This is a genomic window from Kitasatospora sp. NPDC007106 (assembly GCF_040634455.1).
Taxonomy (GTDB): Bacteria; Actinomycetota; Actinomycetes; order Streptomycetales; family Streptomycetaceae; genus Kitasatospora; species Kitasatospora arboriphila.
The window spans coordinates 1-22204 of sequence record NZ_JBEYFP010000051.1 but is presented as its reverse complement, the minus strand read 5'-3'; the positions used below and the strand labels follow the sequence as shown (position 1 = coordinate 22204).

The window sequence follows — 22204 nt, the reverse complement described above, 5'->3', positions numbered from 1 at the left end:
GCCGGGAAGCCCCGCGACGGGGCTTCCCGGCCGTTGCGGCGTCGTACGGTGGTAACGAGTGCACGGCCGCCCGGCAAGGACCGGGCGGCGTCCGACAGTGGAAGGCGTGACCAGATGGTGGAGATCAAGACCCCCGAGCAGATCGCGAAGATGCGGGCGGCCGGGCTGGTCGTCGCCGAGGCGCTCAAGGCCTGCCGGGAGGCGGTCGCCCCGGGCATCACCACCCAGGAGCTGAACGACATCGCCGACAAGGTCATCACCGACCACGGCGCGACCTCCAACTTCCGCGCCCACCACGGCGGCCTCTGGTTCCCCGGTGTGATCTGCGCCTCGGTCAACGACGAGATCGTCCACGGCATCCCGGGGGAGCGGGTGCTGCAGGAGGGCGACCTGATCTCCATCGACTGCGGCGCCATCCTCGACGGCTGGCACGGCGACGCGGCGATCACCGTCGCGGTCGGCGAGACCGCGGCGGAGCACCTCCAGCTGAGCCGGGTCACCGAGGGCTCGATGTGGGCCGGCATCGCCCAGATGAAGAAGGGCAACCGGCTGGTCGACGTCTCCCGCTCGATCGAGTCGTTCATCCGCCGCCAGCCGCTGCCCCCCAAGGGCAAGTGGGGCATCGTCGAGGGCTACGGCGGCCACGGCATCGGCACCGCGATGCACATGGAGCCGCACGTGCTGAACTACGTGGCCGGCCGCGGCAAGGGCCCGAAGCTGATCCCGGGCACCGTGCTGGCGATCGAGCCGATGGTGACGCTCGGCACCCCGCACTCCGCCGTGCTGGAGGACGACTGGACGGTCGTCACCACCGACAAGAGCTGGGCCTCGCACTGGGAGCACTCGGTGGCCGTCACCGAGCAGGGCCCGCTGGTGCTCACCGCCTTCGACGGAGGCCGCGCGGAGCTGGCCAAGTTGGGCGTCACCGCGGCCCCGGACCCGCTGGCCTGACCCGGACGGACAGGAGCGAAGGACCCGGAGGTTTCGCCCTCCGGGTCCTTCGCCCTATTTTTGTCTGCTGACAGCCGTACGAGGAGAAGAGAGAACAGTGCTCAAGGGCTTCCGTGACTTCATGATGCGCGGGAACGTCGTCGACATGGCCGTCGGTGTGGTCATCGGTGCGGCGTTCACCGCCGTCGTGACCGGCTTCGTCACGGCGTTCCTCACCCCGCTGGTGGGCGTGGTGGTCGGCGCCGCGGGCGACTTCGCCAGCTACAGCGCGCACATCGGCGGCGTGACCTTCCCGTACGGGCAGTTCCTCAACGTCCTGATCGCCTTCGTGCTGACCGCCGCCGTGCTGTACTTCTGCGTCGTGCTGCCGGTGACCAAGGCCACCGCCCGCTACATGCCGAAGAAGCCGAAGACCCCGAAGCGTCCCTGCCCCGAGTGCCTGACCGAGATCCCCGAGGCCGCCCGCCGCTGCGCGGCCTGCACCGCGGTGGTCCAGCCGGTCGTTCCGGTGCCCGCCCAGTACTGAGGGTGACCGGCCGAGCCGTTTTGGCGTCCGCTTGGAGCCTGTCGTAGACTGATGCGTCGGCTCACTCGTAGCGTGCTTCGGCACGCCCTCTTCCCAAGCAGGAATCCCGCGAGGGCTCTTTCAGGCAGGGGTGGGGTGGACCCAGGCTCGCACGAGCGTGCCGCATGCGGTAGCCGGCCCCGGAAGGTGGATCTCGCAGTTCATGGCAAAGAAGCAAGGCGCCATTGAGATCGAGGGCACCGTGATCGAGTCTCTTCCGAACGCCATGTTCAAGGTCGAGCTGCAGAACGGTCACAAGGTCCTCGCGCACATCAGCGGCAAGATGCGGATGCACTACATCCGTATCCTCCCGGACGACCGGGTCGTGGTGGAGCTGAGCCCCTACGACCTGACGCGTGGTCGGATCGTCTACCGCTACAAGTAAGCAAACCGTCAGATCTAGACCCGGAGAACCTGAACATGAAGGTCAAGCCGAGCGTCAAGAAGATCTGCGACAAGTGCAAGGTGATCCGCCGCCACGGCCGGGTCATGGTGATCTGCGACAACCTGCGCCACAAGCAGCGCCAGGGCTGATCTCTCCCAGCATTTCTCGTAGTACTTCGCGCGACGCGCACAACGTCATACGCGGGCTGCCCGATCCGACCCCCTGAGGGACGGACTGCCACCCCCGGTCAGAGGCCGGGGCTCCCTCGCCGAGAGGCGACGGAGTAGGCGGCACGCAAGACCTCTGAAGAACCACAGGAGCCATGAATGGCACGCCTCGCCGGCGTTGATCTCCCCCGCGAGAAGCGGATCGAGATCGCCCTCACGTACGTGTACGGCATCGGCCGCACCCGCGCCCAGCAGACCCTCGCCGAGACCGGTGTGAGCCCCGACGTCCGGGTTCGCGACATCTCCGAGGAAGACCTCATCAAGCTGCGCGAGTACATCGACGCCAACTACAAGGTGGAGGGTGACCTCCGCCGTGAGGTCGCCGCCGACATCCGCCGCAAGGTCGAGATCGGCTGCTACGAGGGCCTGCGCCACCGTCGCGGCCTGCCCGTCCGCGGCCAGCGCACCCACACCAACGCGCGTACCCGCAAGGGCCCGCGTCGCGCGATTGCCGGCAAGAAGAAGCCGGGCAAGAAGTAGTCCGTCCCGTAACCGGACATCCCTCCGGCCCGCGGGTTAGCGGACCGACCACCTCATCAGGAGAACAGACTTATGCCCCCCAAGGGTCGTCAGGCTGCCGGCGCGAAGAAGATCCGCCGCAAGGAGAAGAAGAACGTCGCTCACGGGCACGCCCACATCAAGAGCACGTTCAACAACACCATCGTTTCGATCACCGACCCCTCGGGCAACGTGATCTCCTGGGCCTCTGCCGGCCACGTCGGCTTCAAGGGCTCGCGCAAGTCCACCCCGTTCGCCGCGCAGATGGCCGCCGAGGCCGCCGCGCGTCGTGCGCAGGAGCACGGCATGCGCAAGGTCGACGTCTTCGTCAAGGGTCCCGGCTCCGGCCGTGAGACCGCGATCCGCTCCCTCCAGGCCACCGGCCTCGAGGTCGGCTCGATCCAGGACGTCACCCCCACCCCGCACAACGGCTGCCGCCCGCCGAAGCGCCGCCGCGTCTGACGCTGCGCCTTCGGGCACGCCTTCGGGCACACGGCAGGCCCCCACGGGTCCGCAGTAGTACGTGCGTCGGCCTCCCGCCTGGTGCGGGAGGCCGTACGCTTGAGTCCATCGGCATCAAATAGTGGGTGCCGAAGACAACTGGAGGAACACCTCTCATGCTGATCGCTCAGCGTCCCTCGCTGACCGAAGAGGTCGTCGACGAATTCCGCTCGCGGTTCGTGATCGAGCCGCTGGAGCCGGGCTTCGGCTACACCCTCGGCAACTCGCTCCGCCGCACCCTCCTCTCCTCGATCCCCGGTGCCGCTGTCACCAGCATCCGGATCGACGGCGTCCTGCACGAGTTCACCACCGTGCCGGGCGTCAAGGAGGACGTGACCGACCTCATCCTCAACATCAAGCAGCTGGTCGTCTCCTCGGAGCACGACGAGCCGGTCGTGATGTACCTGCGCAAGCAGGGCCCGGGTGTGGTCACCGCCGCCGACATCGCCCCGCCGGCGGGTGTCGAGGTGCACAACCCCGAGCTCGTCCTCGCCACGCTCAACGGCAAGGGCAAGCTGGAGATGGAGCTGACCGTCGAGCGCGGCCGCGGCTACGTCTCCGCCGTCCAGAACAAGGCCTCCGGCCAGGAGATCGGCCGCATCCCGGTCGACTCGATCTACAGCCCCGTGCTGAAGGTCACCTACAAGGTCGAGGCCACCCGAGTCGAGCAGCGGACCGACTTCGACAAGCTCATCGTCGACGTCGAGACCAAGCCCGCCATGCGTCCCCGCGACGCCATGGCCTCGGCCGGCAAGACCCTGGTGGAGCTGTTCGGCCTCGCCCGCGAGCTGAACATCGACGCCGAGGGCATCGACATGGGCCCGTCCCCGACGGACGCCGCCCTGGCCGCCGACCTGGCGCTGCCGATCGAGGAGCTGGAGCTCACCGTCCGCTCCTACAACTGCCTCAAGCGCGAGGGCATCCACACCGTGGGTGAGCTCGTCGCCCGCTCGGAGGCCGACCTGCTCGACATCCGCAACTTCGGTGCGAAGTCGATCGACGAGGTCAAGGCGAAGCTGGCCGGCATGGGTCTGGCCCTCAAGGACAGCCCGCCCGGGTTCGACCCGACCGCCGCCGCCGACGCCTTCGGCGCCGATGACCTGGACGACCAGGGCTACGCGGAGACCGAGCAGTACTAAGAAGAATTCGGGACGGGGGCGGCCCTTCGCGGACCGCCCCCGCCACCGTGCAAGTCGTACGGGCACGGTGCCCGTACGCCCGCTGCGGTACCTGGTACGGCCGCAGTCGGAGATACGAGGAGTCATTCCATGCCGCGTCCCACCAAGGGTGCCCGCCTCGGCGGCGGCCCGCACCACGAGCCCCTGCTGCTCGCCGGTCTGGCCCGTGAGCTGTTCCAGTACGGCCGCATCACCACCACCGAGGCCAAGGCCCGCCGCCTGCGCCCGCTGGCGGAGAAGCTGATCACCAAGGCGAAGAAGGGCGACATCCACAACCGTCGCCTGGTGCGCAAGACCATCACCGACGTCTCGGTGCTGCACACCCTCTTCACCGAGATCGCGCCGCGCTTCGAGAACCGTCCCGGCGGTTACACCCGCATCACCAAGATCGGCACCCGTCGCGGCGACAACGCCCCGATGGCCGTGATCGAGCTGGTCGAGGGCGAGATCGCCACCAAGGCCACCGTCGCCGAGGCCGAGGCCGCCGCCAAGCGCGCGGTCAAGGAGGCCGAGGAGGCCAAGGTCGAGGAGACCAAGGCCGACGAGGCCGAGGCCGCGGAGACCACCGAGGCCTGACGCCCCCAAGGTGTCACCCGGGCCCGCCCTCCCCATCCGTGGGGAGGGCGGGCCCGAGCACTTCCCGCAGGCAGCCCTCCCAGGAGAACGAAGTGGCCAACGACTGTGCCGAGCAGCCCCCCGTCAAGGACGGCCCGGCCGAGGGCTTCCGCCGGATCCGGCTCGACCTCGCCTACCACGGCGCGGACTTCTCCGGCTGGGCCCGCCAGCGGGGGCGGCGCACCGTCCAGGAGGAGATCGAGAACGCCCTGCAGATCGTCACCCGCAGCGCCATCGGCTTCCCGCTGACCGTGGCCGGCCGCACCGACGCCGGTGTGCACGCCCGCGGCCAGGTCGCCCACGTCGACCTCCCCGAACAGCTGTGGGCCGAGCACGGCGAGAAGCTGCTCCGCCGCCTCGCCGGCCGGCTCCCCGCCGACGTCCGCGTCTACCGGATCTCCGAGGCCCCGCACGGCTTCGACGCCCGCTTCGCCGCGGTCTGGCGCCGCTACGCCTACCGGGTCGCCGACCACCCCGGCGGCGTCGACCCGCTGCTGCGCGGCCACGTCCTGTGGCACGACCGCCCGGTCGACGTCGACAGGATGAACGAGGCCGCCCGGCTGCTGCTCGGCGAGCACGACTTCGCCGCGTACTGCAAGAAGCGCGAGGGCGCCACCACCATCCGCACCCTGCTCGAACTCCACTGGGAGCGGGTGCCGATCGACGCCTACGCCGCCCAGGAGGGCAGCCTCGCCGTCGCGACGGTGCGCGCCGACGCCTTCTGCCACAACATGGTCCGCTCGCTGGTCGGCGCCATGCTGCTGGTGGGCGACGGCCACCGGCCGGTCGACTTCCCCGGCCAGGTCCTCGCCGGCCGGGTCCGCAACTCCGCGGTCAACGTCGTCCGCCCGCACGGCCTCACCCTGGAGGAGGTCGGCTACCCCGCCGACGGCGAGCTCGCCGAACGCAACCGCCTCGCCCGCCGGATGCGGACCCTGCCCGGCCAGGCGTGACGCCGGTGCGGCGGTGAACGTCACGCCGGCCCGGCGGTAAAACGGTTTGGGGCCCGGCGCGCCCGCTTGGCACAATCCGACGCATGGGACACGTCGAGATTTCGCACCTTGAGTACTACCTGCCGGACGGGCGGGTGCTGTTCGACGACGCGTCCTTCCGGGTCGGCGAGGGCACCGCGGTCGCGCTGGTCGGCGCCAACGGCGCCGGCAAGACCACCCTGCTCCGCATGATCGCCGGCGACGTGCAGCCGCACGGCGGCACCGTCACCGTCACCGGCGGTCTCGGCGTGATGCGCCAGTTCGTCGGCACCACCGGCCGCGAGGACCACCGGGAGACCCCCGGCGCCCTGCCCGCCGACGCCTCCGTCCGCGACCTGCTGGTCTCCGTCGCCCCCGAGCGGATCGCCACCGCCGCCCGCGCGGTGGACGCCGCCGAGCTCGCCATGCTCGCCCAGGACGACGAGAAGACCCAGATGCGCTACGCCCAGGCGCTCGCCGACTGGGCGGACGCCGACGGCTACGACTACGAGACGGTCTGGGACGTCTGCACCACCGCCGCCCTCGGCATGCCCTTCGACCGCGCCCAGTTCCGCGGCCTGAACACCCTCTCCGGCGGCGAGCAGAAGCGGCTCGTCCTGGAGGCGCTGCTCCGCGGCCCCGAGGAGGTCCTGCTGCTCGACGAGCCGGACAACTACCTCGACGTGCCCGGCAAGCGCTGGCTGGAGGAGGCCATCAAGGCCACCAACAAGACCGTGCTCTTCATCTCGCACGACCGCGAGCTGCTCTCCCGCACCGCCGAGAAGATCATCAGCGTCGAGACCGGCGCGGCCGGCAGCAGCGTCTGGGTGCACGGCGGCGGCTTCGACTCCTTCCACGACGCCCGCCGCGCCCGCTTCGAGCGCTTCGAGGAGCTGCGCCGCCGCTGGGACGAGGAGCACGCCAAGCTCAAGAAGCTCGTCGTCACCCTGCGCCAGGCGGCCGCGGTCAGCCACGAGATGGCCTCCCGGTACGCCGCCGCGCAGACCAGGCTCAAGAAGTTCGAGGACGCCGGCCCGCCGGAGGCGCCGCCGCGCGAGCAGTCGATCACCATGCGCCTCAAGGGCGGCCGCACCGGCGTGCGCGCCTTCACCGTGAAGGGCCTGGAGCTCAGCGGCCTGATGAAGCCCTTCGACCTGGAGGTCTTCTACGGCGAGCGGGTCGCGGTGCTCGGCTCGAACGGCTCCGGCAAGTCGCACTTCCTTCGGCTGCTGGCCGGCGACGGCACGGTGAAGCACGAGGGCGACTGGAAGCTCGGCGCCCGCGTGGTGCCCGGCCACTTCCGGCAGACCCACGCCCACCCGGAGCTGTTCGGCCGCACGATCCGCACCGTCCTGGAGGAGGAGCACGCCCTCGGCCGCGGTGCCGCGATGGCCGCGCTGCGCCGCTACGAGCTCGACCGCCAGGAGGAGCAGAAGTTCGAGTCGCTCTCCGGCGGCCAGCAGGCCCGGCTGATGATCCTCAAGCTGGAGCTGTCCGGCGTGACGGCGCTGCTGCTCGACGAGCCCACCGACAACCTGGACCTGGAGAGCGCCGAGGCGCTGCAGCAGGGCCTGGAGGCGTTCGACGGCACCGTGCTGTGCGTCACCCACGACCGCTGGTTCGCCCGCAGCTTCGACCGCTACCTGGTGTTCGGCTCGGACGGCCGGGTCTACGAGTCGCCGGAGCCGGTCTGGGACGAGACCAGGGTGGTGCGCGACCGCTGAGGCGTTTTGACCCCCCGCGGGGCGCCCGGTAAGCTGGCGACTTGTTGTGCGTATTGGCTCGCTCTATCTCACGTGAGAGGTCGGTACGCCGGAGACATCTGGCCGACGATCAGCGGCTCCCCTTGAATTGCGTCCAAGGTGGGTCGAGCTGTTCTCATCGTCCGGTGCTCCTGTCAGGACCCACTCACTGAAAAGCGAAGGCTACGACCGTGCGTACGTACAGCCCCAAGCCCGGCGACGTCCAGCGTCAGTGGCACGTGATCGACGCGACCGACGTCGTGCTCGGCCGCCTGGCCTCCCAGGCCGCCAACCTCCTGCGGGGCAAGCACAAGGCGATCTACGCGCCGCACGTTGACACTGGTGACTTCGTCATCATCATCAACGCCGACAAGGTGCACCTGTCGGGCAACAAGAAGACCCAGAAGATGGCCTACCGCCACAGCGGCTTCCCGGGCGGTCTCCGCTCGGTGCGCTACGACGACCTCCTGGACAAGAACCCGGAGAAGGCCGTCGAGAAGGCCATCAAGGGCATGATCCCGAAGAACAGCCTCGGCCGTCAGATGCTCTCGAAGCTCAAGGTCTACTCGGGCGACCAGCACCCGCACGCTGCCCAGCAGCCGGTGCCGTTCGAGATCACCCAGGTCGCGCAGTAATTCCGGCCGCAAGACCCCATCACTGAGTAGCGAGAGCTGAGGAACACCGTGGCCGAGACTGCCATCGAGAACACCCTCGAGGTTGACTTCGACGAGAACGTCGAGGAGTACACCTCGGAGACCGAGTACACCACCGAGTCGCTGGCCGGCCGCTTCGGCGAGGCCACCCCCGGCGCCGGCCTCGGCCGCCGCAAGGAGGCGATCGCCCGCGTGCGCATCGTCCCGGGCACCGGCCAGTGGAAGATCAACGGTCGCACCCTGGAGAACTACTTCCCCAACAAGGTGCACCAGCAGACCGTCAACGAGCCGTTCAAGCTCCTGGAGCTCGACGGCCGCTACGACGTCGTGGCCCGCATCGCGGGTGGCGGCGTCTCCGGTCAGGCCTACGCGCTGCGCCTCGGCGTGGCCCGTGCCCTCAACGAGGCGGACGTGGACAACAACCGCGGCCCGCTCAAGAAGGCCGGCTTCCTGACCCGTGACGCCCGCGCCGTCGAGCGCAAGAAGGCCGGTCTCAAGAAGGCCCGCAAGGCGCCGCAGTACAGCAAGCGCTAATTGCACCCCGGGGGTGCGTGCCGCTCCGGTGGTGCGCACCCCCGGTGCAACCCGTACGCCCCGGAGTACCTCGTGTACTCCGGGGCGTCGTGCTCTCCCGCCCGGTGCGGACGGCGGGAGGGTGAAGAAACAACGAGCAGGGCGAAAAGGACGGGAACAGTGGGACGACTCTTCGGTACGGACGGGGTACGCGGCGTGGCCAACGAGGGCCTGACCGCCGAACTGGCCCTCGGCCTGTCGGTCGCTGCGGCACACGTGCTCGGCGACGCCGGCGCCTTCGAGGGACACCGGCCGGTGGCCGTGGTCGGGCGCGACCCGCGCGCCTCCGGAGAGTTCCTGGAGGCCGCCGTCATCGCGGGCCTGGCCAGCGCCGGCGTGGACGTGCTGCGGGTCGGCGTGCTGCCCACCCCGGCCGTCGCCTACCTCACCGGCGCGCTCGGCGCGGACTTCGGCGTCATGCTGTCCGCCAGCCACAACGCCATGCCCGACAACGGCATCAAGTTCCTCGCCCGCGGCGGCCACAAGCTGGACGACGCCATCGAGGACGCCATCGAGGAGCACTACCGCCGCTACGGTGTCGGCGGCAGCGAGGACTGGAAGCGCCCCACCGGCGCCGCCGTCGGCCGCGTCCGCCGGTACACCGAGGGCTTCGACAAGTACGTCGCCCACCTCGTCGCCGTCCTCCCGAACCGGCTCGACGGCGTCCGCGTGGTGATCGACGGCGCCCACGGCGCGGCCGCCCGGGTCGCCCCCGAGGCCTTCGCCCGCGCCGGCGCCGAGGTCGTCTACACCCTGGGCGCCGAGCCCGACGGCCTGAACATCAACGACGGCGTCGGCTCCACCCATCTGGACAAGCTCCGCGCCGCCATGAAGGAGCACCGCGCCGACCTCGGCATCGCCCTGGACGGCGACGCCGACCGCTGCCTGGCCGCCGACGCGGACGGCAACGAGGTCGACGGCGACCAGATCATCGCCGTCCTGGCCGTCGCCATGAAGGAGGCGGGCACGCTGCGCGGCAACACCGCCGTCGTCACGGTGATGTCCAACCTGGGCTTCAAGCTGGCCATGGAGCGCGAGGGCATCGACCTGGTGCAGACCGCGGTCGGTGACCGCTACGTGTTGGAGGCGATGAAGCAGCACGGCTTCGCGCTCGGCGGCGAGCAGTCCGGCCACGTCATCCTGCTCGACCACGCCACGACCGGCGACGGCACCCTCACCGGCCTGATGCTGGGCGCGCGACTGGCCGCCACCAAGCAGCCGCTGGCCGACCTCGCCACCGTGATGACCCGTCTGCCGCAGGTCCTGATCAACGTCAAGGGCGTCGACCGGAGCCGGGTCGCCAGCTGCGCCGAGCTGACCGCCGCGGTCGCCGAGGCCGAGGCCGAACTCGGCACCACCGGCCGGGTGCTGCTGCGCCCGTCCGGCACCGAGCCGCTCGTCCGCGTCATGGTCGAGGCCGCCGACGAGGCCCGCGCGAAGGCCGTCGCCGAGCGGCTCGCCGCAGTGGTGAAGACCCACCTGGGCTGACCGGGCCGTCCCGATCCGGCAAGCGAACGGCCACGGTTCGGTTCCGGTATGACAAATGCTTGATCTGGCGCCGGCTCAGTCGTGGTGTCCGATCACGTTGCCGATATCATCTGCTCGCACGAGTGGAAAGGGGCGGAGGCTCAGATGACCGATGGGGAACAGCAGGCACATGTGGCGGGTGCGCCGCAGACGGGCCAGCCTGTACCGCAGCCCGGCAGTTCGGCACCGGGCTACGGCTACCCACCGGCCCAGCCGGGTGCCGTGCCCTTCCCGCAGCAGCACGGGGCTCCCGGAGTCCCCGGCCCCGCCGCCACTCCGCCGCCCCGTCAGGGCGGCCCGGGCTACGGGCAGTTCCCGACGTTCGCCCAGCCGGGACAGCCACAGGGACGGTACGGGCCGAGCACGTTCCGGGCCTCCGACATAGACGAGCCGGACTGGTCGGCGCTGGCCGAGCAGAACGAGGCGGAGCAGCGCCGTCGCCGCAAGCGGATGTTCGCGATCGGCGGCGGCTCGGCCGCGGTGCTCGTGGTGGGCGGCATCGTGGCCGCCTCGCTCTACCTGACCGACGGGTCGGCGAGGGTGGAGGCCGATCCGTCGGCCTCGCCCTCGGTGTCGTCCAGCGCCTCGGACAAGGCCAGCCCGTCCGCCGGGCAGAGCACCAAGCGTGCGGCCAAGCCCGAGGACATACTCGGCCGGGGCAGCACGGACAAGGCTCCGCTCACCGTCGAGACGCTCTTCCCGAGCGCCACCATCACGGTGCAGGGCCGGTCGTACACCCGCAGCGCGGTGGACTTCAGCGGGGCGTGCGGCGACGTGACGACCAACGGCCTCGGCCCGCTGCTGCGGGACCAGCTGTGCCGCGGTCTCTACCGGGCCACCTATACCTCCGACAAGTCGGTCGTGACCATCGGTGTCGCGGTCTTCGACGACAAGGTGCAGGCGAGCAAGCTCGACGGCGCGTTCAAGGGCAACGTGCAGCCGCTGGTCAAGGACCAGACCCCGAAGTTCTGCTCGGACGCGGGCGCCTGTGCGATCACCCATGACTCGCTCGGGCGCTACCTGCACACCACGATCACCGGAAGCAAGGACGGCAGCCCCGTCTCGGGCACCGACAAGGACGCCAAGCAGGCCGGCGCGGACGTGACCTCCTCGCTCCGGGCCACCCTGCTCGCCCGCGGTGCCGAGGCCGCCAAGAAGGCCGGCTGAAGCCCCGGCTGACGGAGTATTCGATGGAGTGGGGGAGGCGGACGGCCGTCGAGGCCGTCGTCGATCGACTGCGCGGGGTGGCGCCGCCGACCCGGCGGAGGCTGCTGGCCGCCGGTGCGGTGGTGCTGGCGCTGGCCGTGGTCCTCGGGTTGCTCCTGCGCGGCGAGGACCGGTCCGCGGCCGCCTCCGGTTCCGTCGGGGTCGGCCCGCTGCCGACCGCGGCGGACGGGGCGGGCGCCACGGGCTACGGGACGCCCGCCACGATGGCGGGGCTGCGCAAGCCCGACGGGCTGCACTTCGGCGTGAGCACCCCGGGTTCGCCGAACGAGCCGGAGACCGAGAACGTCTCCGCCTCGGCCGGCCGCCGGCCCACCGTCCAGGAGTACTTCGTCAACTGGGACGAGGAGTTCTCGGCGGACCGGGTGACCTCCTCGTACCACCTCGGCGCGGTCCCGCTGCTCACCTGGCAGCCGTCGGCGGGCAAGGACCAGGGTGACGACCAACCCGCCTACGCGCTCCGCAGGATCGCCTCGGGTGCCCACGACGGCTACGTGCGGCGGTTCGCGGACGCCGTGCGGGAGGTCCGCCAGCCCGTCGTCATCCGCTTCGCGCACGAGATGAACGCCGACTGGTACCCCTGGGCCGAGCAGCGCAGCGGGAACCGCCAGGGCGACTACGTCGCCGCCTGGCGCCACGTCCACGACGTCTTCGCGTCCCGGGGGGTCACCAACGTCCTCTGGTTCTGGTGCCCGAACATCCACCGCGGCACGGACAAGCACGAACTCGCCCGCTACTTCCCCGGTGACCAGTACGTGGACTGGATCGGCATGGACGGGTACAGCGAGAGCGAGAAGCGCGCCGACGAGGTCTTCGACGAGACCTACGCCGACCTGGTGTCCCTCTCGCAGAAGCCGATCTTCATCGGCGAGACCGGCGTCCGGCCCAACGTCAACAAGGCCCTGTGGACGGTCGACTTCTTCCGCTGGATCAAGGCCCACCCGCGGGTCGTCGGCTTCTCCTGGTTCCAGCACAGCGACGAGGAGGGCGGCCGCTACGACTGGCGGTTCACCACCTCGCCCGGAAGCGTCAAGGCCTTCCAGGACGGCCTCGCCGACCAGCGGCTGGTGCCCTGGCCGATGCGCTGAGGCCGCGCGGGCGGCCGGGGCCGCCCGCGCCGCCGCTCAGTCGTTGCTCGGAGCGGGCTGGACGCGCTCCAGCAGCAGGACCTTGATCTTGTGGAGCTCCCGGGTGCTGCTGACCTTGAACTGCTCCTGCAGGACGGTCCTGGTACCGGCCGCCATCTGGGCGAACGGGTTCGGCCCCGCGGCGGTGCTGACCAGCCAGAGCCGGTCCGAGTAGCGCGCGCACTCCGACGGGTCGTCGCACTCGGTGCCCTGGAAGCGCCCCAGGTCCTCCGGGTAGTACTGCAGCATCACGTCGGTGGGGGCCGGACGGTCGCGGAGCTCGTAGGCGAAGGCCCGTCGGGCGTTGAGCTGGCTGTTGAAGACCATGCCGTCACCGGGCTTCGCCTCGGCGGCGAGCAGCGCCGCCGCACCGCGGTAGTCGGGCTCGGCGACCGGGTTGTTCCGGATCGCCGCCATGGCCGACCGGTCGAGGACGGTGATGCCGGCCAGCAGGGTGGCCGCCAGGACGACGGCGACACCGCCGAGGGCGGTGTTGCGGCGCAGCGGGGAGAGGATCCAGGCGGTGCCGGCCGCCGCCAGGACCACGACGGGGGCGGCGGTGAAGAGCAGGTAGCGGTCGAGGAACAGGTGCAGCCGGTCGGCGGTGGCGAAGGTCAGCAGCGGCGGCAGCAGCGCCCAGACGGCCAGCAGCCCGACGTGGCGCCGCGCGGCCCAGAGACCGAGCAGGGCGAGGGCCAGGACGACGGCCGCCGCCGGCCAGGAGCCGAGCAGGTCCCTCGGGAGCTGCACGAGGTCGTCGCGGGTGGGGTTGTTCCAGGCGATCTGCTTGCTCTGGCTGTTGCCGCGCAGGACCAGGACGCTGATGCCGGCCAGGCCGAGGAGGGTGGCGAGCAGCCAGTTCAGTGCGACCGCTGCCCGCCGACTGCGGATCCAGGAGGTGAGGACGGCCGCTGCGTGGGCCGGTAGGACGAGCAGGCAGACCAGGTGGGCGGCACCGGCGAGGGTCAGGGTGACGCCGTACCAGGCCCATGCGGCCCCCGACCTGCCGTCGAGGCAGCGCAGCAGCAGGACGCCGGCCAGCAGGGAGAGCAGGACGGCGAAGGCGTAGGGCCTGGCCTCCTGGCCGTAGCGGGCGACCGCGGGCAGCAGCGCGAAGGCGGTGCCCGCACCCGCGCCGGTGAGCGAGGCGGAGAGGTCGGAGCCGCCGGCCGCCCGGTGGACCCGTCGGGCGAGCAGCGCGACGAGCGAGGCCGAGACCGCGATCGCGATGGCGGACGGCGTGCGCAGCGAGGCGGGGGAGTCGCCGAACGCCGGTGTCCACGCCCGCAGTAGCAGGTAGTAGGGCGCGATCACCGCGTCGATGTTGCTGAGCAGGGCGCGGAAGTCCGCGGTGTTCAGGGTGGCGGCCCACCAGCTGGCGTGCTCGTCGCGCCACATCTGCCGCGCGCCGATGCCGTCGAGGCAGCGGTACGCGGCGACGAGCGCGGGGAGGAGGACCGCGAGGACGCCCGCCGCGCGATGTCCCCGGCCCGACGGCCCGGTCTCCTCGTCGGTCGTGGCGGCGGGCCGCTCCGGCCCGGAGGGCGGTAGCGGCCTCTCCGCGGGCCGGAGGGCCGTCCGGAGCTGGTGAGGTTGCGTGCTCACTGTCGTTCCTTGGGTCCGTGGCGGGTGACGCCGGGTCAGTCGAGTCCGTCGGCGAGTTTGATCTGGCGGATGCCGTTGGAGAAGGCCCGCAGGGCCGCGGTGGTCTCGTCGAAACGCCAGTTGGCCTTGGCGCCCTGGTCCGCGTTGCGCTGGAACCAGATGAAGCCGATGACGTCCGGCTGCTTCGCCAGCCAGGCGAAGAAGTCGCTCGTCCAGGCGGGTTTGTAGGCGCTGCTGGTCTCGCGGCCGGTCTCGGTGATGAGGACGGGCTTCTTGGTGACGCCGCGCAGGGCGTCGAGGGTCGGGCCGAACGTCTCGTCCGCGGTGCGCTCGGAGTTCGTCCCGTAGCCCACCATCCCGGCCCAGTCCACGTAGTCGTCGCCCGGATAGAGCGCGGCGAGGTCGACGTCGGGCACCGGACGGAGGATGTTCGGGCTCCACACCCAGATGACGTTGGTCGCGCCCTCCTGGGCGAAGATGTCGTGGACGTGCCGCCAGGCCTGCACGTACTGGCCGCGCCGGTTGCCGTTCTTCTGCTCGGACCAGGGGTACCAGGTGCCGTTCATCTCGTGCGCGAACCGGATGGCGAGGGGCCAGCGCTGCTGGGCGACGCCCCGGGCGAACGCGTGGATGTACGCGTCGTGGGTGCCGTCGATGATCGTGGAGAGGCGGTACTCGGGCTGGTCGTCGCCGCCCGCCTCCTCACCGGCCCAGGGCTCCCACGCGAGGACGGGCAGGGTGCCGTGGTCGTAGGCGGCCTTCACGGCGGCCGGGTCGAAGTCCGCGTTCCACCGCACGAAGTACTCGGACATGGTCGGCCAGGCGCCGGAGGACTGCTTGATCCGCTGCAGCTCGGCTCCGGACCAGGGGGATTCCACGGTGCTGACGCCGAAGTACTTGCCGTTCGGCTTGGCGAAGACGGCGCGGTCCGGCATCGGGTGCGCCTTCTTCTCCGGCCGCAGCAGCTCCTCGAGGGCCGGCACGCCGGCGCTCTGTCCGAGACCCGCGTAGCGCGGCCCCCCGGCCTGCGCCGCGAGGGCGGACATCACGCCGTAGGTGAGCACGCAGAGCAGGGCGAGGTTGCCCGCCATCCACACGCGGAGGCGGATGCCGGAGCCGCGCTGCCACCAGCGGGGCTTCCTGCGGCGAGTAGCGGCCCGCTTAGACACTCATCATCACCGCGCCCACGAGCATGGCACTGCCCAGGAGATAGGGGATCGCGACCTTGGGGCTGCGGGCGCGCTCGCCGGCGAAGCTGTCGTCGCGGGTGCCCCACGAGGCGTTGTGCCCCATGCGGAAGAACCCGAGGAGACGGACCGGAAGCAGCACGAAGGTGTTGATCAGCATGAAGGCCGGAAGGTACAGCATGTCCTTGGACCGGTAGGCGAAGTGCCGACCGAACCGGACGGCCAGCGACACCGCGGAGAGCAGCGCGGCGAGGACGAGGACGAGGAGCGTGGACTTCCACTGCTCCACCGGCAGGGGCAGGTCGTTGTACAGGCTCGGGCCGCTGCGGTGCCAGGCGGCGACCGCCCAGGACGAGAAGCTGCCGAGCAGGACGAAGGGGATCAGGATGTCCACCAGGTAGAAGAGGGCGAGCATCCGGGCGCGCCGCAGCATCCACGGCAGCATCCGCAGCGTGTTGTACTGCGAACCCCGGGCCCAGCGGTACTGCTGCTTGGCGAGCTTGCGGAGTTCCAACGGAGCGTCGGTGTACACCAGCGAGGTCGACTGGTAGACGGTCCGGTACCCCTGCTTGAGCGTGTAGTTGGTGAGCGTCCGGTCGTCGCTCACCTCCAGGAACACACCGAGGAACTTCTCGCCGAGGAAGTCGTCCATGCAGTCGAGGAGGATCTGCCGCCGGAAGGCGATGGTGCGCCCGGGGAGGCAGCCGACGGTGCCCAGGACGCTCATGGCGGGCAGCGAGTACTGGCAGCGCACGCTCTCCAGCCAGTCGGCCCAGCGGGTGAGCAGGGACCGGCCCGGGTCGAGGATGCGCTGGCGCGTGGTCACGCCGCCGACCTCCGGGTCGCGGAACGGCTTGACCAGCTCGCTGAGCGTGGTGGGCGTCCAGACGGTGTCGGAGTCGACGAGCACGGCGATCTCGCCGGTGCAGACCTCCAGGCCGACCCGCAGCGCGTTCCGCTTCCCGGGGGTCTCGGTCCAGCGCCAGTAGACGCCGAGCTCGTCACAGACCTTTTCGAGCGTTTCGTTGCGCTTCCCGTTGATCACCACGACCATCTCGGTCGGCTGCTGTTCGATGATGCGGTCGAGCACCGAGTAGAAGAGGTCGGCCGGCTCGTCCACCACCGGGATGATCACCGAGGTGGTCGTGGTATGGGGCCTCAGCCAGGGCTGGTAACGACGGGTCAATATCAGCCGGGTGAGCCACAGCAGCCATACCACTGCCATGAAGACGGCGAACGGATAGACCGCTCGGACGGTCCACCACTGCCGGATCTCTAGTAGGAAGGCGAGCATCTGAGGACGGTTCCGTGTCCGATCGGGCGCAGGCGTGGAACAGGGCGCCCTGATACTACGGGTAGCCAGAAGTCGCCATTCCCGGCATATCGCCAGCTAACGGATGCAGGTGCGTCAGATCTCCCACCAATCGCGACACATTCGTGACGCCGGACCGGTCCGAGCGGATCGAACGGGCTCAGAGCTTGCGGAGCCGGGCCCGGCGGACCTTGTGGTCCTGGCCCTTCTGGAGGATCAGGGTGGCCCGGCCGCGGGTCGGCAGCACGTTCTCCAGCAGGTTGGGCTTGTTGATGGTGCGCCAGACCTGGCGGCCGTAGTCCATCGCCTCCTCCTCGGGGACCTCGGTGAAGCGCTGGAAGTAGGAGTTCGGGTCCTGGAAGGCCGTTTCGCGGAGCTTGCGGAAGCGGTCCAGGTACCAGCGTTCGATGTCGTCGGTGCGCGCGTCGACGTAGATGGAGAAGTCGAAGTAGTCGGCGACGGCGAGCCGGGTGCGGCCGTCGGTGCCGGGTAGGGCGGGCTGAAGGACGTTCAGGCCCTCGACGATGAGGATGTCCGGGCGTTCCACCGTCAGCCGCTCGTCCGGCACGATATCGTACACCAGGTGCGAGTAGACCGGGGCGGTGACCCTGTCCTTGCCCGCCTTCACGTCGGCGACGAACCGCATCAGCGCCCGCCGGTCGTACGACTCGGGGAAGCCCTTGCGGGCCATCAGGCCGCGCCGGCGCAGTTCGGCGTTGGGCAGCAGGAAGCCGTCGGTGGTGACCAGTTCGACCCGCGGGTGCTCGGGCCAGCGGGCCAGCAGCGCCTGCAGCAGCCGGGCGGTCGTCGACTTGCCGACCGCGACCGAGCCGGCCACGCCGATGACGAACGGGGTCCGGGTGCGTTCGGTGTCCGGTGTGTCCAGGAAGGTGCCCACCGCGCCGCGCAGCTCGTGCGTCGCGTGGATGTACAGGTTCAGCAGCCGGGACAGCGGCAGGTAGACGTCCCTGACCTCGTCCAGGTCCAGTGCGGTGCCCAGGCCGCGCAGTCGCTCGACCTCGTCGGCGGTCAGGGGCAGCGGGGTGCGCTCGCGCAGCGCGCTCCACTCGGCCCGGTCCAGATCCACGTACGGGGAGGGGGTGGGCGCCTGGGCGGCGCCCCTCGTACAGAGTTCGGTCAGCACATCCCCCATTGTGGTCCGTCCGGGCGCGGCGGGATGCTGTGGCATCGGTCACGCGCGGTGTCGGCAAGGCGTGACCGGGGTGAGCGGTGAGCGTGACCTGGGTGAACGAAACGCCGCATATGCTGGCACGCATGTGCGGAATCGTTGGATATGTGGGGTCCCAGTCGGCCCTCGACGTAGTGATCGCAGGCCTGCAGCGGCTGGAGTACCGGGGGTACGACTCCGCCGGTGTGGCCGTGCAGACCCAGGGGCTCGACGGGCAGTGGAGCCTCGCCACCGACAAGCGGGCCGGCAAGCTCGCCAACCTCCAGAAGTCCCTTGCCGAGACCCCGCTGCCGGCGGGCACCACCGGCATCGGCCACACCCGGTGGGCCACCCACGGCGGCCCCACGGACGCCAATGCCCACCCCCACCTCGACGACGACCGCAAGGTCGCCGTCGTCCACAACGGCATCATCGAGAACTTCGCGACCCTGCGGGCGGAGATCGCCGAGCGCGGCCACACCCTGCGCTCCGAGACCGACACCGAGGTCGTCGCCCACCTGCTCGGCGAGGCCTACCAGGGCGACCTCGCCGAGGCCATGCGGACGGTCTGCCGGCAGCTGGACGGCGCCTTCACCCTCGTCGCCACCCACGCCGACGCCCCCGACGTGGTGGTCGGCGCCCGCCGGAACTCCCCGCTGGTCGTCGGCCGCGGCGAGGGCGAGAACTTCCTCGCCTCCGACGTCGCCGCCTTCATCGCGCACACCCGCGAGGCGATCGAGCTCGGCCAGGACCAGGTCGTCGAGCTGCGCCGCGACGGCGTCACGGTGACCGACTTCCACGGCAACCCGGCCGAGGTCCGCGAGTACCACGTGGACTGGGACGCCTCCGCCGCCGAGAAGGGCGGCTACGACTACTTCATGCTCAAGGAGATCGCCGAGCAGCCGAAGGCCGTCGCCGACACCCTCCTCGGCCGGATCGGCACCGACGGCCGGCTGACCCTCGACGAGCTGCGCATCCCCGACCAGGTGCTGCGCGAGGTCGACAAGGTCGTCATCGTGGCCTGCGGCACCGCCTTCCACGCCGGCATGATCGCCAAGTACGCGATCGAGCACTGGACCCGCATCCCCTGCGAGGTCGAGGTCGCCTCGGAGTTCCGCTACCGCGACCCGATCATGGACGACCGCACCCTGGTCATCGCCATCTCGCAGTCCGGCGAGACCATGGACACCCTGATGGCGCTGCGGCACGCCCGCGAGCAGGGCGCCAAGGTGCTGGCGATCTGCAACACCAACGGCTCCACCATCCCGCGCGAGTCCGACGCGGTGCTGTACACCCACGCCGGCCCGGAGGTCGCGGTCGCCTCGACCAAGGCGTTCCTGACCCAGCTGGTCGCCTGCTACCTGGTCGCGCTGTACCTCGGCCAGGTCCGCGGCACCAAGTGGGGTGACGAGATCTTCACCATCATCCGCGAGCTCGGCGACGCGCCGAAGCAGGTGGAGCAGGTGCTGGAGACCATGGAGCCCGTCCGCGAGCTGGCCCGTTCGCTGGCCGACGCCCGCTCGGTGCTCTTCCTCGGCCGCCACGTGGGCTTCCCGGTCGCCCTGGAGGGCGCGCTGAAGCTCAAGGAGCTGGCGTACATGCACGCCGAGGGCTTCGCCGCCGGCGAGCTCAAGCACGGCCCGATCGCGCTGATCGAGGAGGGCCTGCCGGTCGTCGTGGTCGTCCCGTCGCCGCGCGGCCGGTCGATCCTGCACGACAAGATCGTCTCCAACATCCAGGAGATCCGCGCCCGCGGCGCCCGCACCATCGTCATCGCCGAGGAGGGCGACGAGGCCGTCGTCCCGTACGCGGACCACCTGATCCGCATCCCGGCGACCCCGACGCTGCTGCAGCCGCTGGTCTCCACCGTCCCGCTGCAGGTCTTCGCCTGCGAGCTGGCCACCGCCAAGGGCCACGAGGTCGACCAGCCCCGCAACCTGGCGAAGTCGGTCACCGTCGAGTAGCCGGACCCGCTCCGCCCGGAGCCCCTGCGGTGGCGTGCGCTACCGCAGGGGCTCCGTGTCGAGCGCGAACGAGAACGGGGCGGGCAGGTCGAGGGGCTTGCCGAAGGCCGCCTGGGTGTGGACGGTGTAGTCCCCGTCCGCGGGGTCGGTGAACAGGGTGGCGCTTCGGTAGCTGCGGTCGATCAGCAGGTAGCAAGGGATGCCGGAAGCCGCGTAGCCGCGGCGCTTGGCCTCGCGATCCCTGGCCGGGTTGCCGGAGGTGATCTCGAAAACCAGTAGGACCCCTGCCGGCGATGCCCAGGGCTCGGCATCCTCGAAGTGCCCCACCGGGCTGATGGTGCCGTCCGGGATGAACCGGCCGCCGGGTGTGATCAGACCCTTCGTCCCGGCCAGGTCCACGTCGACCGCGGCCTTGCGGATGAACTGCCTGACGAGCAGGGCGAACACGGTTTCGTGGGACCCGTCCGGCGGCGGTGTCACGACGATCTCCCCCTCGATGAGCTCGGCCTTGAAGCCCGGCGGGGTCTCCAGCTCCAGGAACGCACGGAGCAGGTCGTCCGCGGGCGGCGGGTGCTCGACAGCCGGCATGGCGACCATGGCCCTTCTCCCTCCTGCCGATCGGCGCCGGGGCACACGGTAGGCGTACGGATCGGTACCGGAGGGGGCTCGAAGCGGTTCTCACTCGAAAGTGTGCCGTACAGTCCCCGGCAGCGGCCGGTGTCGGAGAAGGAGTCCACGGGTGATCATCGGGGTCGGGATCGACGTCGCGGAGATCGCGCGGTTCGGGGAGTCGCTGGAACGCACCCCGCACCTCGCGGACCGGCTCTTCACCGAGGCCGAGCTGACGCTGCCGTCCGGGGCGCGTAGGGGCACCGCCTCGCTCGCGGCGCGGTTCGCCGCCAAGGAGGCGCTGGCCAAGGCGCTGGGCGCGCCGCCCGGGCTGCGGTGGACGGACGCCGAGGTGCACACCGAGGACTCCGGCCGGCCGGTGCTGAAGGTCACCGGCACGGTCGCCGAGCGGGCCGCCGCCCTCGGCGTCCGGTCGTGGCACGTGTCGCTGAGCCACGACGCGGGCGTAGCGTCGGCGGTAGTGATCGCCGAGGGCTAGCGCGAGCGGCCCCGGGACGCCCCAACGCCACGGGAGGCCGCCGATGCGCCGCGCACACACCGTCGAACAGGTCCGGTCCGCCGAGGCCGACCTGATGGCCCGGCTGCCGGAGGGCACGCTGATGCAGCGCGCCGCCGCCGGCCTCGCCGCGACCTGCGCGCGGCTGCTCCCGCGGGTGTACGGCAGCCGGGTGCTGGTGCTGGCGGGCAGCGGGGACAACGGTGGTGACGCCCTGTACGCCGCTGCCCGGCTGGCCCGCCGCGGCGCCCGGGTGTCCGCGGTGCTGCTCTCGCCGGAGAAGGCGCACGCCGCCGGTCTCGCCGCGCTGCTCGCCGCCGGCGGACGGGTGACGGCGGATCAGGGCGAGTTCGAGCGGGCCGACCTGGTGCTGGACGGCATCGTCGGGATCGGCGGCCGCGGCGGGCTGCGGCCCGAGGCGCAGCCGTTCGCGGCGCTGCCGCGGCGCGGCCGGGTGGTCGCGGTGGACGTGCCGAGTGGCGTCGACCCGGACACCGGCGAGGTGCCGGGCGTGGCCCTGCGGGCGGACGTGACGGTCTGCTTCGGCACCTACAAGCCCGGGCTGCTGATCGACCCCGGCGCGTCGTACGCGGGGGTGCTGCAGCTGGTCGGGATCGGTCTGGAGCTGCCGCCGGCGCCGGTCGCCGTGCTGCAGCACGCGGACGCGGCGGCGCTGCTGCCGCTGCCCGGCGCGGAGAGTGACAAGTACCGGCGCGGCGTGGTCGGCGTCGCGGCCGGCTCGGCGCGCTACCCGGGGGCGGCGGTGCTGGCCGTGGCCGGGGCGCTGCGCGGCGGGGCTGGCGCCGTCCGCTACGCGGGGACGGCCGCGGCCGAGGTGGTGCGGCGCTTCCCGGAGGCGCTGGTGACCGCCGGCGGGCCCGCGGAGGCCGGCCGGGTGCAGGCCTGGGTGGTCGGCCCCGGCTCCGGCGAGGGCGTGCGGGAGCTGCTGCCCGAGGTGCTGGCGGCGGACGTGCCGGTGCTGGTCGACGCGGACGGGCTGACCGAGCTCGCCCGGCTCGGCCCGGACGCGCTGGCCGGCCGGTCCGCGCCCACCCTGCTCACCCCGCACACCGGGGAGGCGGCCCGGCTGCTGGCCGGCGCGGAG

Annotated in this window: 23 protein-coding genes; 18 read left to right on the top strand and 5 right to left on the bottom strand. The window is 71.2% G+C overall.

What is annotated here, in order from left to right; genetic code table 11:
• Positions 1-114 precede the first annotated feature (114 nt).
• From map to ABZ641_RS08220, 15 genes are all read left to right on the top strand, one after another.
• Entirely contained in the window at positions 115-951 is an 837-nt protein-coding gene (gene map / locus ABZ641_RS08290; protein ID WP_344621481.1) for a type I methionyl aminopeptidase, read from the top strand.
• A 97-nt stretch (positions 952-1048) separates the two neighbouring features.
• A complete protein-coding gene (gene mscL, locus ABZ641_RS08285) occupies positions 1049-1477 on the top strand; it encodes a large conductance mechanosensitive channel protein MscL (protein WP_344621482.1) in 429 nt (142 codons plus the stop codon).
• 202 nt (positions 1478-1679) lie between these two features.
• Complete coding sequence (gene infA / locus ABZ641_RS08280; protein WP_003956442.1) at positions 1680-1901, top strand: translation initiation factor IF-1; 222 nt, start codon at positions 1680-1682, stop codon at positions 1899-1901.
• A 35-nt stretch (positions 1902-1936) separates the two neighbouring features.
• Positions 1937-2050 carry a 50S ribosomal protein L36 gene (rpmJ, locus tag ABZ641_RS08275; RefSeq protein WP_003956441.1) on the top strand — a complete coding sequence of 38 codons (114 nt, stop codon included), beginning with the start codon at positions 1937-1939 and terminating at the stop codon, positions 2048-2050.
• A gap of 177 nt (positions 2051-2227) precedes the next feature.
• Positions 2228-2608 carry a 30S ribosomal protein S13 gene (rpsM, locus tag ABZ641_RS08270; RefSeq protein WP_030263448.1) on the top strand — a complete coding sequence of 127 codons (381 nt, stop codon included), beginning with the start codon at positions 2228-2230 and terminating at the stop codon, positions 2606-2608.
• 72 nt (positions 2609-2680) lie between these two features.
• Positions 2681-3088: a 30S ribosomal protein S11 gene (gene rpsK / locus ABZ641_RS08265; RefSeq protein ID WP_014136257.1), complete on the top strand. Its 408-nt coding sequence runs from the start codon at positions 2681-2683 to the stop codon at positions 3086-3088.
• A gap of 155 nt (positions 3089-3243) precedes the next feature.
• Positions 3244-4266 (top strand): DNA-directed RNA polymerase subunit alpha, encoded by a 1023-nt coding sequence (locus ABZ641_RS08260; protein WP_030263446.1) that lies wholly within the window; start codon positions 3244-3246, stop codon positions 4264-4266.
• Positions 4267-4395: 129 nt separating this feature from the next.
• Entirely contained in the window at positions 4396-4881 is a 486-nt protein-coding gene (gene rplQ, locus ABZ641_RS08255) for a 50S ribosomal protein L17 (RefSeq protein WP_263104959.1), read from the top strand.
• A 92-nt stretch (positions 4882-4973) separates the two neighbouring features.
• Positions 4974-5873 (top strand): tRNA pseudouridine(38-40) synthase TruA, encoded by a 900-nt coding sequence (truA, locus tag ABZ641_RS08250; RefSeq protein ID WP_344621483.1) that lies wholly within the window; start codon positions 4974-4976, stop codon positions 5871-5873.
• Positions 5874-5956: 83 nt separating this feature from the next.
• Positions 5957-7615 (top strand): ATP-binding cassette domain-containing protein, encoded by a 1659-nt coding sequence (locus ABZ641_RS08245; protein ID WP_359980073.1) that lies wholly within the window; start codon positions 5957-5959, stop codon positions 7613-7615.
• Positions 7616-7824: 209 nt separating this feature from the next.
• Complete coding sequence (gene rplM, locus ABZ641_RS08240; protein ID WP_030263432.1) at positions 7825-8268, top strand: 50S ribosomal protein L13; 444 nt, start codon at positions 7825-7827, stop codon at positions 8266-8268.
• A 48-nt stretch (positions 8269-8316) separates the two neighbouring features.
• Positions 8317-8820 (top strand): 30S ribosomal protein S9, encoded by a 504-nt coding sequence (gene rpsI / locus ABZ641_RS08235; protein ID WP_263104963.1) that lies wholly within the window; start codon positions 8317-8319, stop codon positions 8818-8820.
• Positions 8821-8979: 159 nt separating this feature from the next.
• The gene (gene glmM / locus ABZ641_RS08230) at positions 8980-10347 is read left to right on the top strand and encodes a phosphoglucosamine mutase (protein WP_344621485.1); all 1368 of its coding nucleotides are present in this window, start codon (positions 8980-8982) and stop codon (positions 10345-10347) included.
• A 144-nt stretch (positions 10348-10491) separates the two neighbouring features.
• A complete protein-coding gene (locus ABZ641_RS08225; protein ID WP_344621486.1) occupies positions 10492-11553 on the top strand; it encodes a hypothetical protein in 1062 nt (353 codons plus the stop codon).
• 23 nt (positions 11554-11576) lie between these two features.
• Positions 11577-12698, top strand: coding sequence for a glycosyl hydrolase (locus ABZ641_RS08220; protein WP_344621487.1), 1122 nt, complete (start codon positions 11577-11579; stop codon positions 12696-12698).
• Positions 12699-12734: 36 nt separating this feature from the next.
• Here the strand turns inward: ABZ641_RS08220 and ABZ641_RS08215 are convergent, their stop codons facing one another.
• The 4 genes from ABZ641_RS08215 to coaA form a co-directional block, all read right to left on the bottom strand.
• Positions 12735-14342 carry a glycosyltransferase family 39 protein gene (locus ABZ641_RS08215; RefSeq protein WP_359980069.1) on the bottom strand — a complete coding sequence of 536 codons (1608 nt, stop codon included), beginning with the start codon at positions 14340-14342 and terminating at the stop codon, positions 12735-12737.
• A gap of 35 nt (positions 14343-14377) precedes the next feature.
• On the bottom strand, positions 14378-15511 hold the full coding sequence (locus ABZ641_RS08210) for a glycosyl hydrolase (protein ID WP_344621489.1): 1134 nt from the start codon (positions 15509-15511) through the stop codon (positions 14378-14380).
• Complete coding sequence (locus ABZ641_RS08205; RefSeq protein ID WP_359980066.1) at positions 15504-16754, bottom strand: glycosyltransferase family 2 protein; 1251 nt, start codon at positions 16752-16754, stop codon at positions 15504-15506. Before ABZ641_RS08205 ends, ABZ641_RS08210 begins: the two co-directional genes overlap by 8 nt.
• A 247-nt stretch (positions 16755-17001) precedes the next feature.
• On the bottom strand, positions 17002-17994 hold the full coding sequence (gene coaA / locus ABZ641_RS08200; RefSeq protein ID WP_344621491.1) for a type I pantothenate kinase: 993 nt from the start codon (positions 17992-17994) through the stop codon (positions 17002-17004).
• A 122-nt stretch (positions 17995-18116) separates the two neighbouring features.
• Between coaA and glmS the strand changes: the two genes are divergently transcribed.
• Positions 18117-19973, top strand: a complete 1857-nt coding sequence (glmS, locus tag ABZ641_RS08195) for a glutamine--fructose-6-phosphate transaminase (isomerizing) (RefSeq protein ID WP_359980063.1) — start codon at positions 18117-18119, stop codon at positions 19971-19973.
• 39 nt (positions 19974-20012) lie between these two features.
• Here the strand turns inward: glmS and ABZ641_RS08190 are convergent, their stop codons facing one another.
• Positions 20013-20570 (bottom strand): Uma2 family endonuclease, encoded by a 558-nt coding sequence (locus ABZ641_RS08190; protein ID WP_359980060.1) that lies wholly within the window; start codon positions 20568-20570, stop codon positions 20013-20015.
• Positions 20571-20712: 142 nt separating this feature from the next.
• On the opposite strand from ABZ641_RS08190, the gene ABZ641_RS08185 reads away from it, so the two are divergent.
• Positions 20713-21081: a holo-ACP synthase gene (locus tag ABZ641_RS08185; protein ID WP_030263419.1), complete on the top strand. Its 369-nt coding sequence runs from the start codon at positions 20713-20715 to the stop codon at positions 21079-21081.
• A 43-nt stretch (positions 21082-21124) separates the two neighbouring features.
• A partial coding sequence (locus ABZ641_RS08180) for an NAD(P)H-hydrate epimerase (RefSeq protein WP_359980057.1) occupies positions 21125-22204 on the top strand: 1080 nt, incomplete at its 3' end.

What these genes read in the sequence shown, in the direction of transcription:
- map (WP_344621481.1), top strand. Translation starts at nt 115, where the DNA reads ATGGTGGAGATCAAGACCCCCGAGCAGATCGCGAAGATGCGGGCGGCC.
- infA (WP_003956442.1), top strand. Translation starts at nt 1,680, where the DNA reads ATGGCAAAGAAGCAAGGCGCCATTGAGATCGAGGGCACCGTGATCGAG.
- rpmJ (WP_003956441.1), top strand. Translation starts at nt 1,937, where the DNA reads ATGAAGGTCAAGCCGAGCGTCAAGAAGATCTGCGACAAGTGCAAGGTG.
- rpsM (WP_030263448.1), top strand. Translation starts at nt 2,228, where the DNA reads ATGGCACGCCTCGCCGGCGTTGATCTCCCCCGCGAGAAGCGGATCGAG.
- rpsK (WP_014136257.1), top strand. Translation starts at nt 2,681, where the DNA reads ATGCCCCCCAAGGGTCGTCAGGCTGCCGGCGCGAAGAAGATCCGCCGC.
- ABZ641_RS08260 (WP_030263446.1), top strand. Translation starts at nt 3,244, where the DNA reads ATGCTGATCGCTCAGCGTCCCTCGCTGACCGAAGAGGTCGTCGACGAA.
- rplQ (WP_263104959.1), top strand. Translation starts at nt 4,396, where the DNA reads ATGCCGCGTCCCACCAAGGGTGCCCGCCTCGGCGGCGGCCCGCACCAC.
- ABZ641_RS08245 (WP_359980073.1), top strand. Translation starts at nt 5,957, where the DNA reads ATGGGACACGTCGAGATTTCGCACCTTGAGTACTACCTGCCGGACGGG.
- ABZ641_RS08225 (WP_344621486.1), top strand. Translation starts at nt 10,492, where the DNA reads ATGACCGATGGGGAACAGCAGGCACATGTGGCGGGTGCGCCGCAGACG.
- ABZ641_RS08220 (WP_344621487.1), top strand. Translation starts at nt 11,577, where the DNA reads ATGGAGTGGGGGAGGCGGACGGCCGTCGAGGCCGTCGTCGATCGACTG.
- ABZ641_RS08205 (WP_359980066.1), bottom strand. Translation starts at nt 16,754, where the DNA reads ATGGCAGTGGTATGGCTGCTGTGGCTCACCCGGCTGATATTGACCCGT.
- coaA (WP_344621491.1), bottom strand. Translation starts at nt 17,994, where the DNA reads ATGGGGGATGTGCTGACCGAACTCTGTACGAGGGGCGCCGCCCAGGCG.
- glmS (WP_359980063.1), top strand. Translation starts at nt 18,117, where the DNA reads ATGTGCGGAATCGTTGGATATGTGGGGTCCCAGTCGGCCCTCGACGTA.
- ABZ641_RS08190 (WP_359980060.1), bottom strand. Translation starts at nt 20,570, where the DNA reads ATGGTCGCCATGCCGGCTGTCGAGCACCCGCCGCCCGCGGACGACCTG.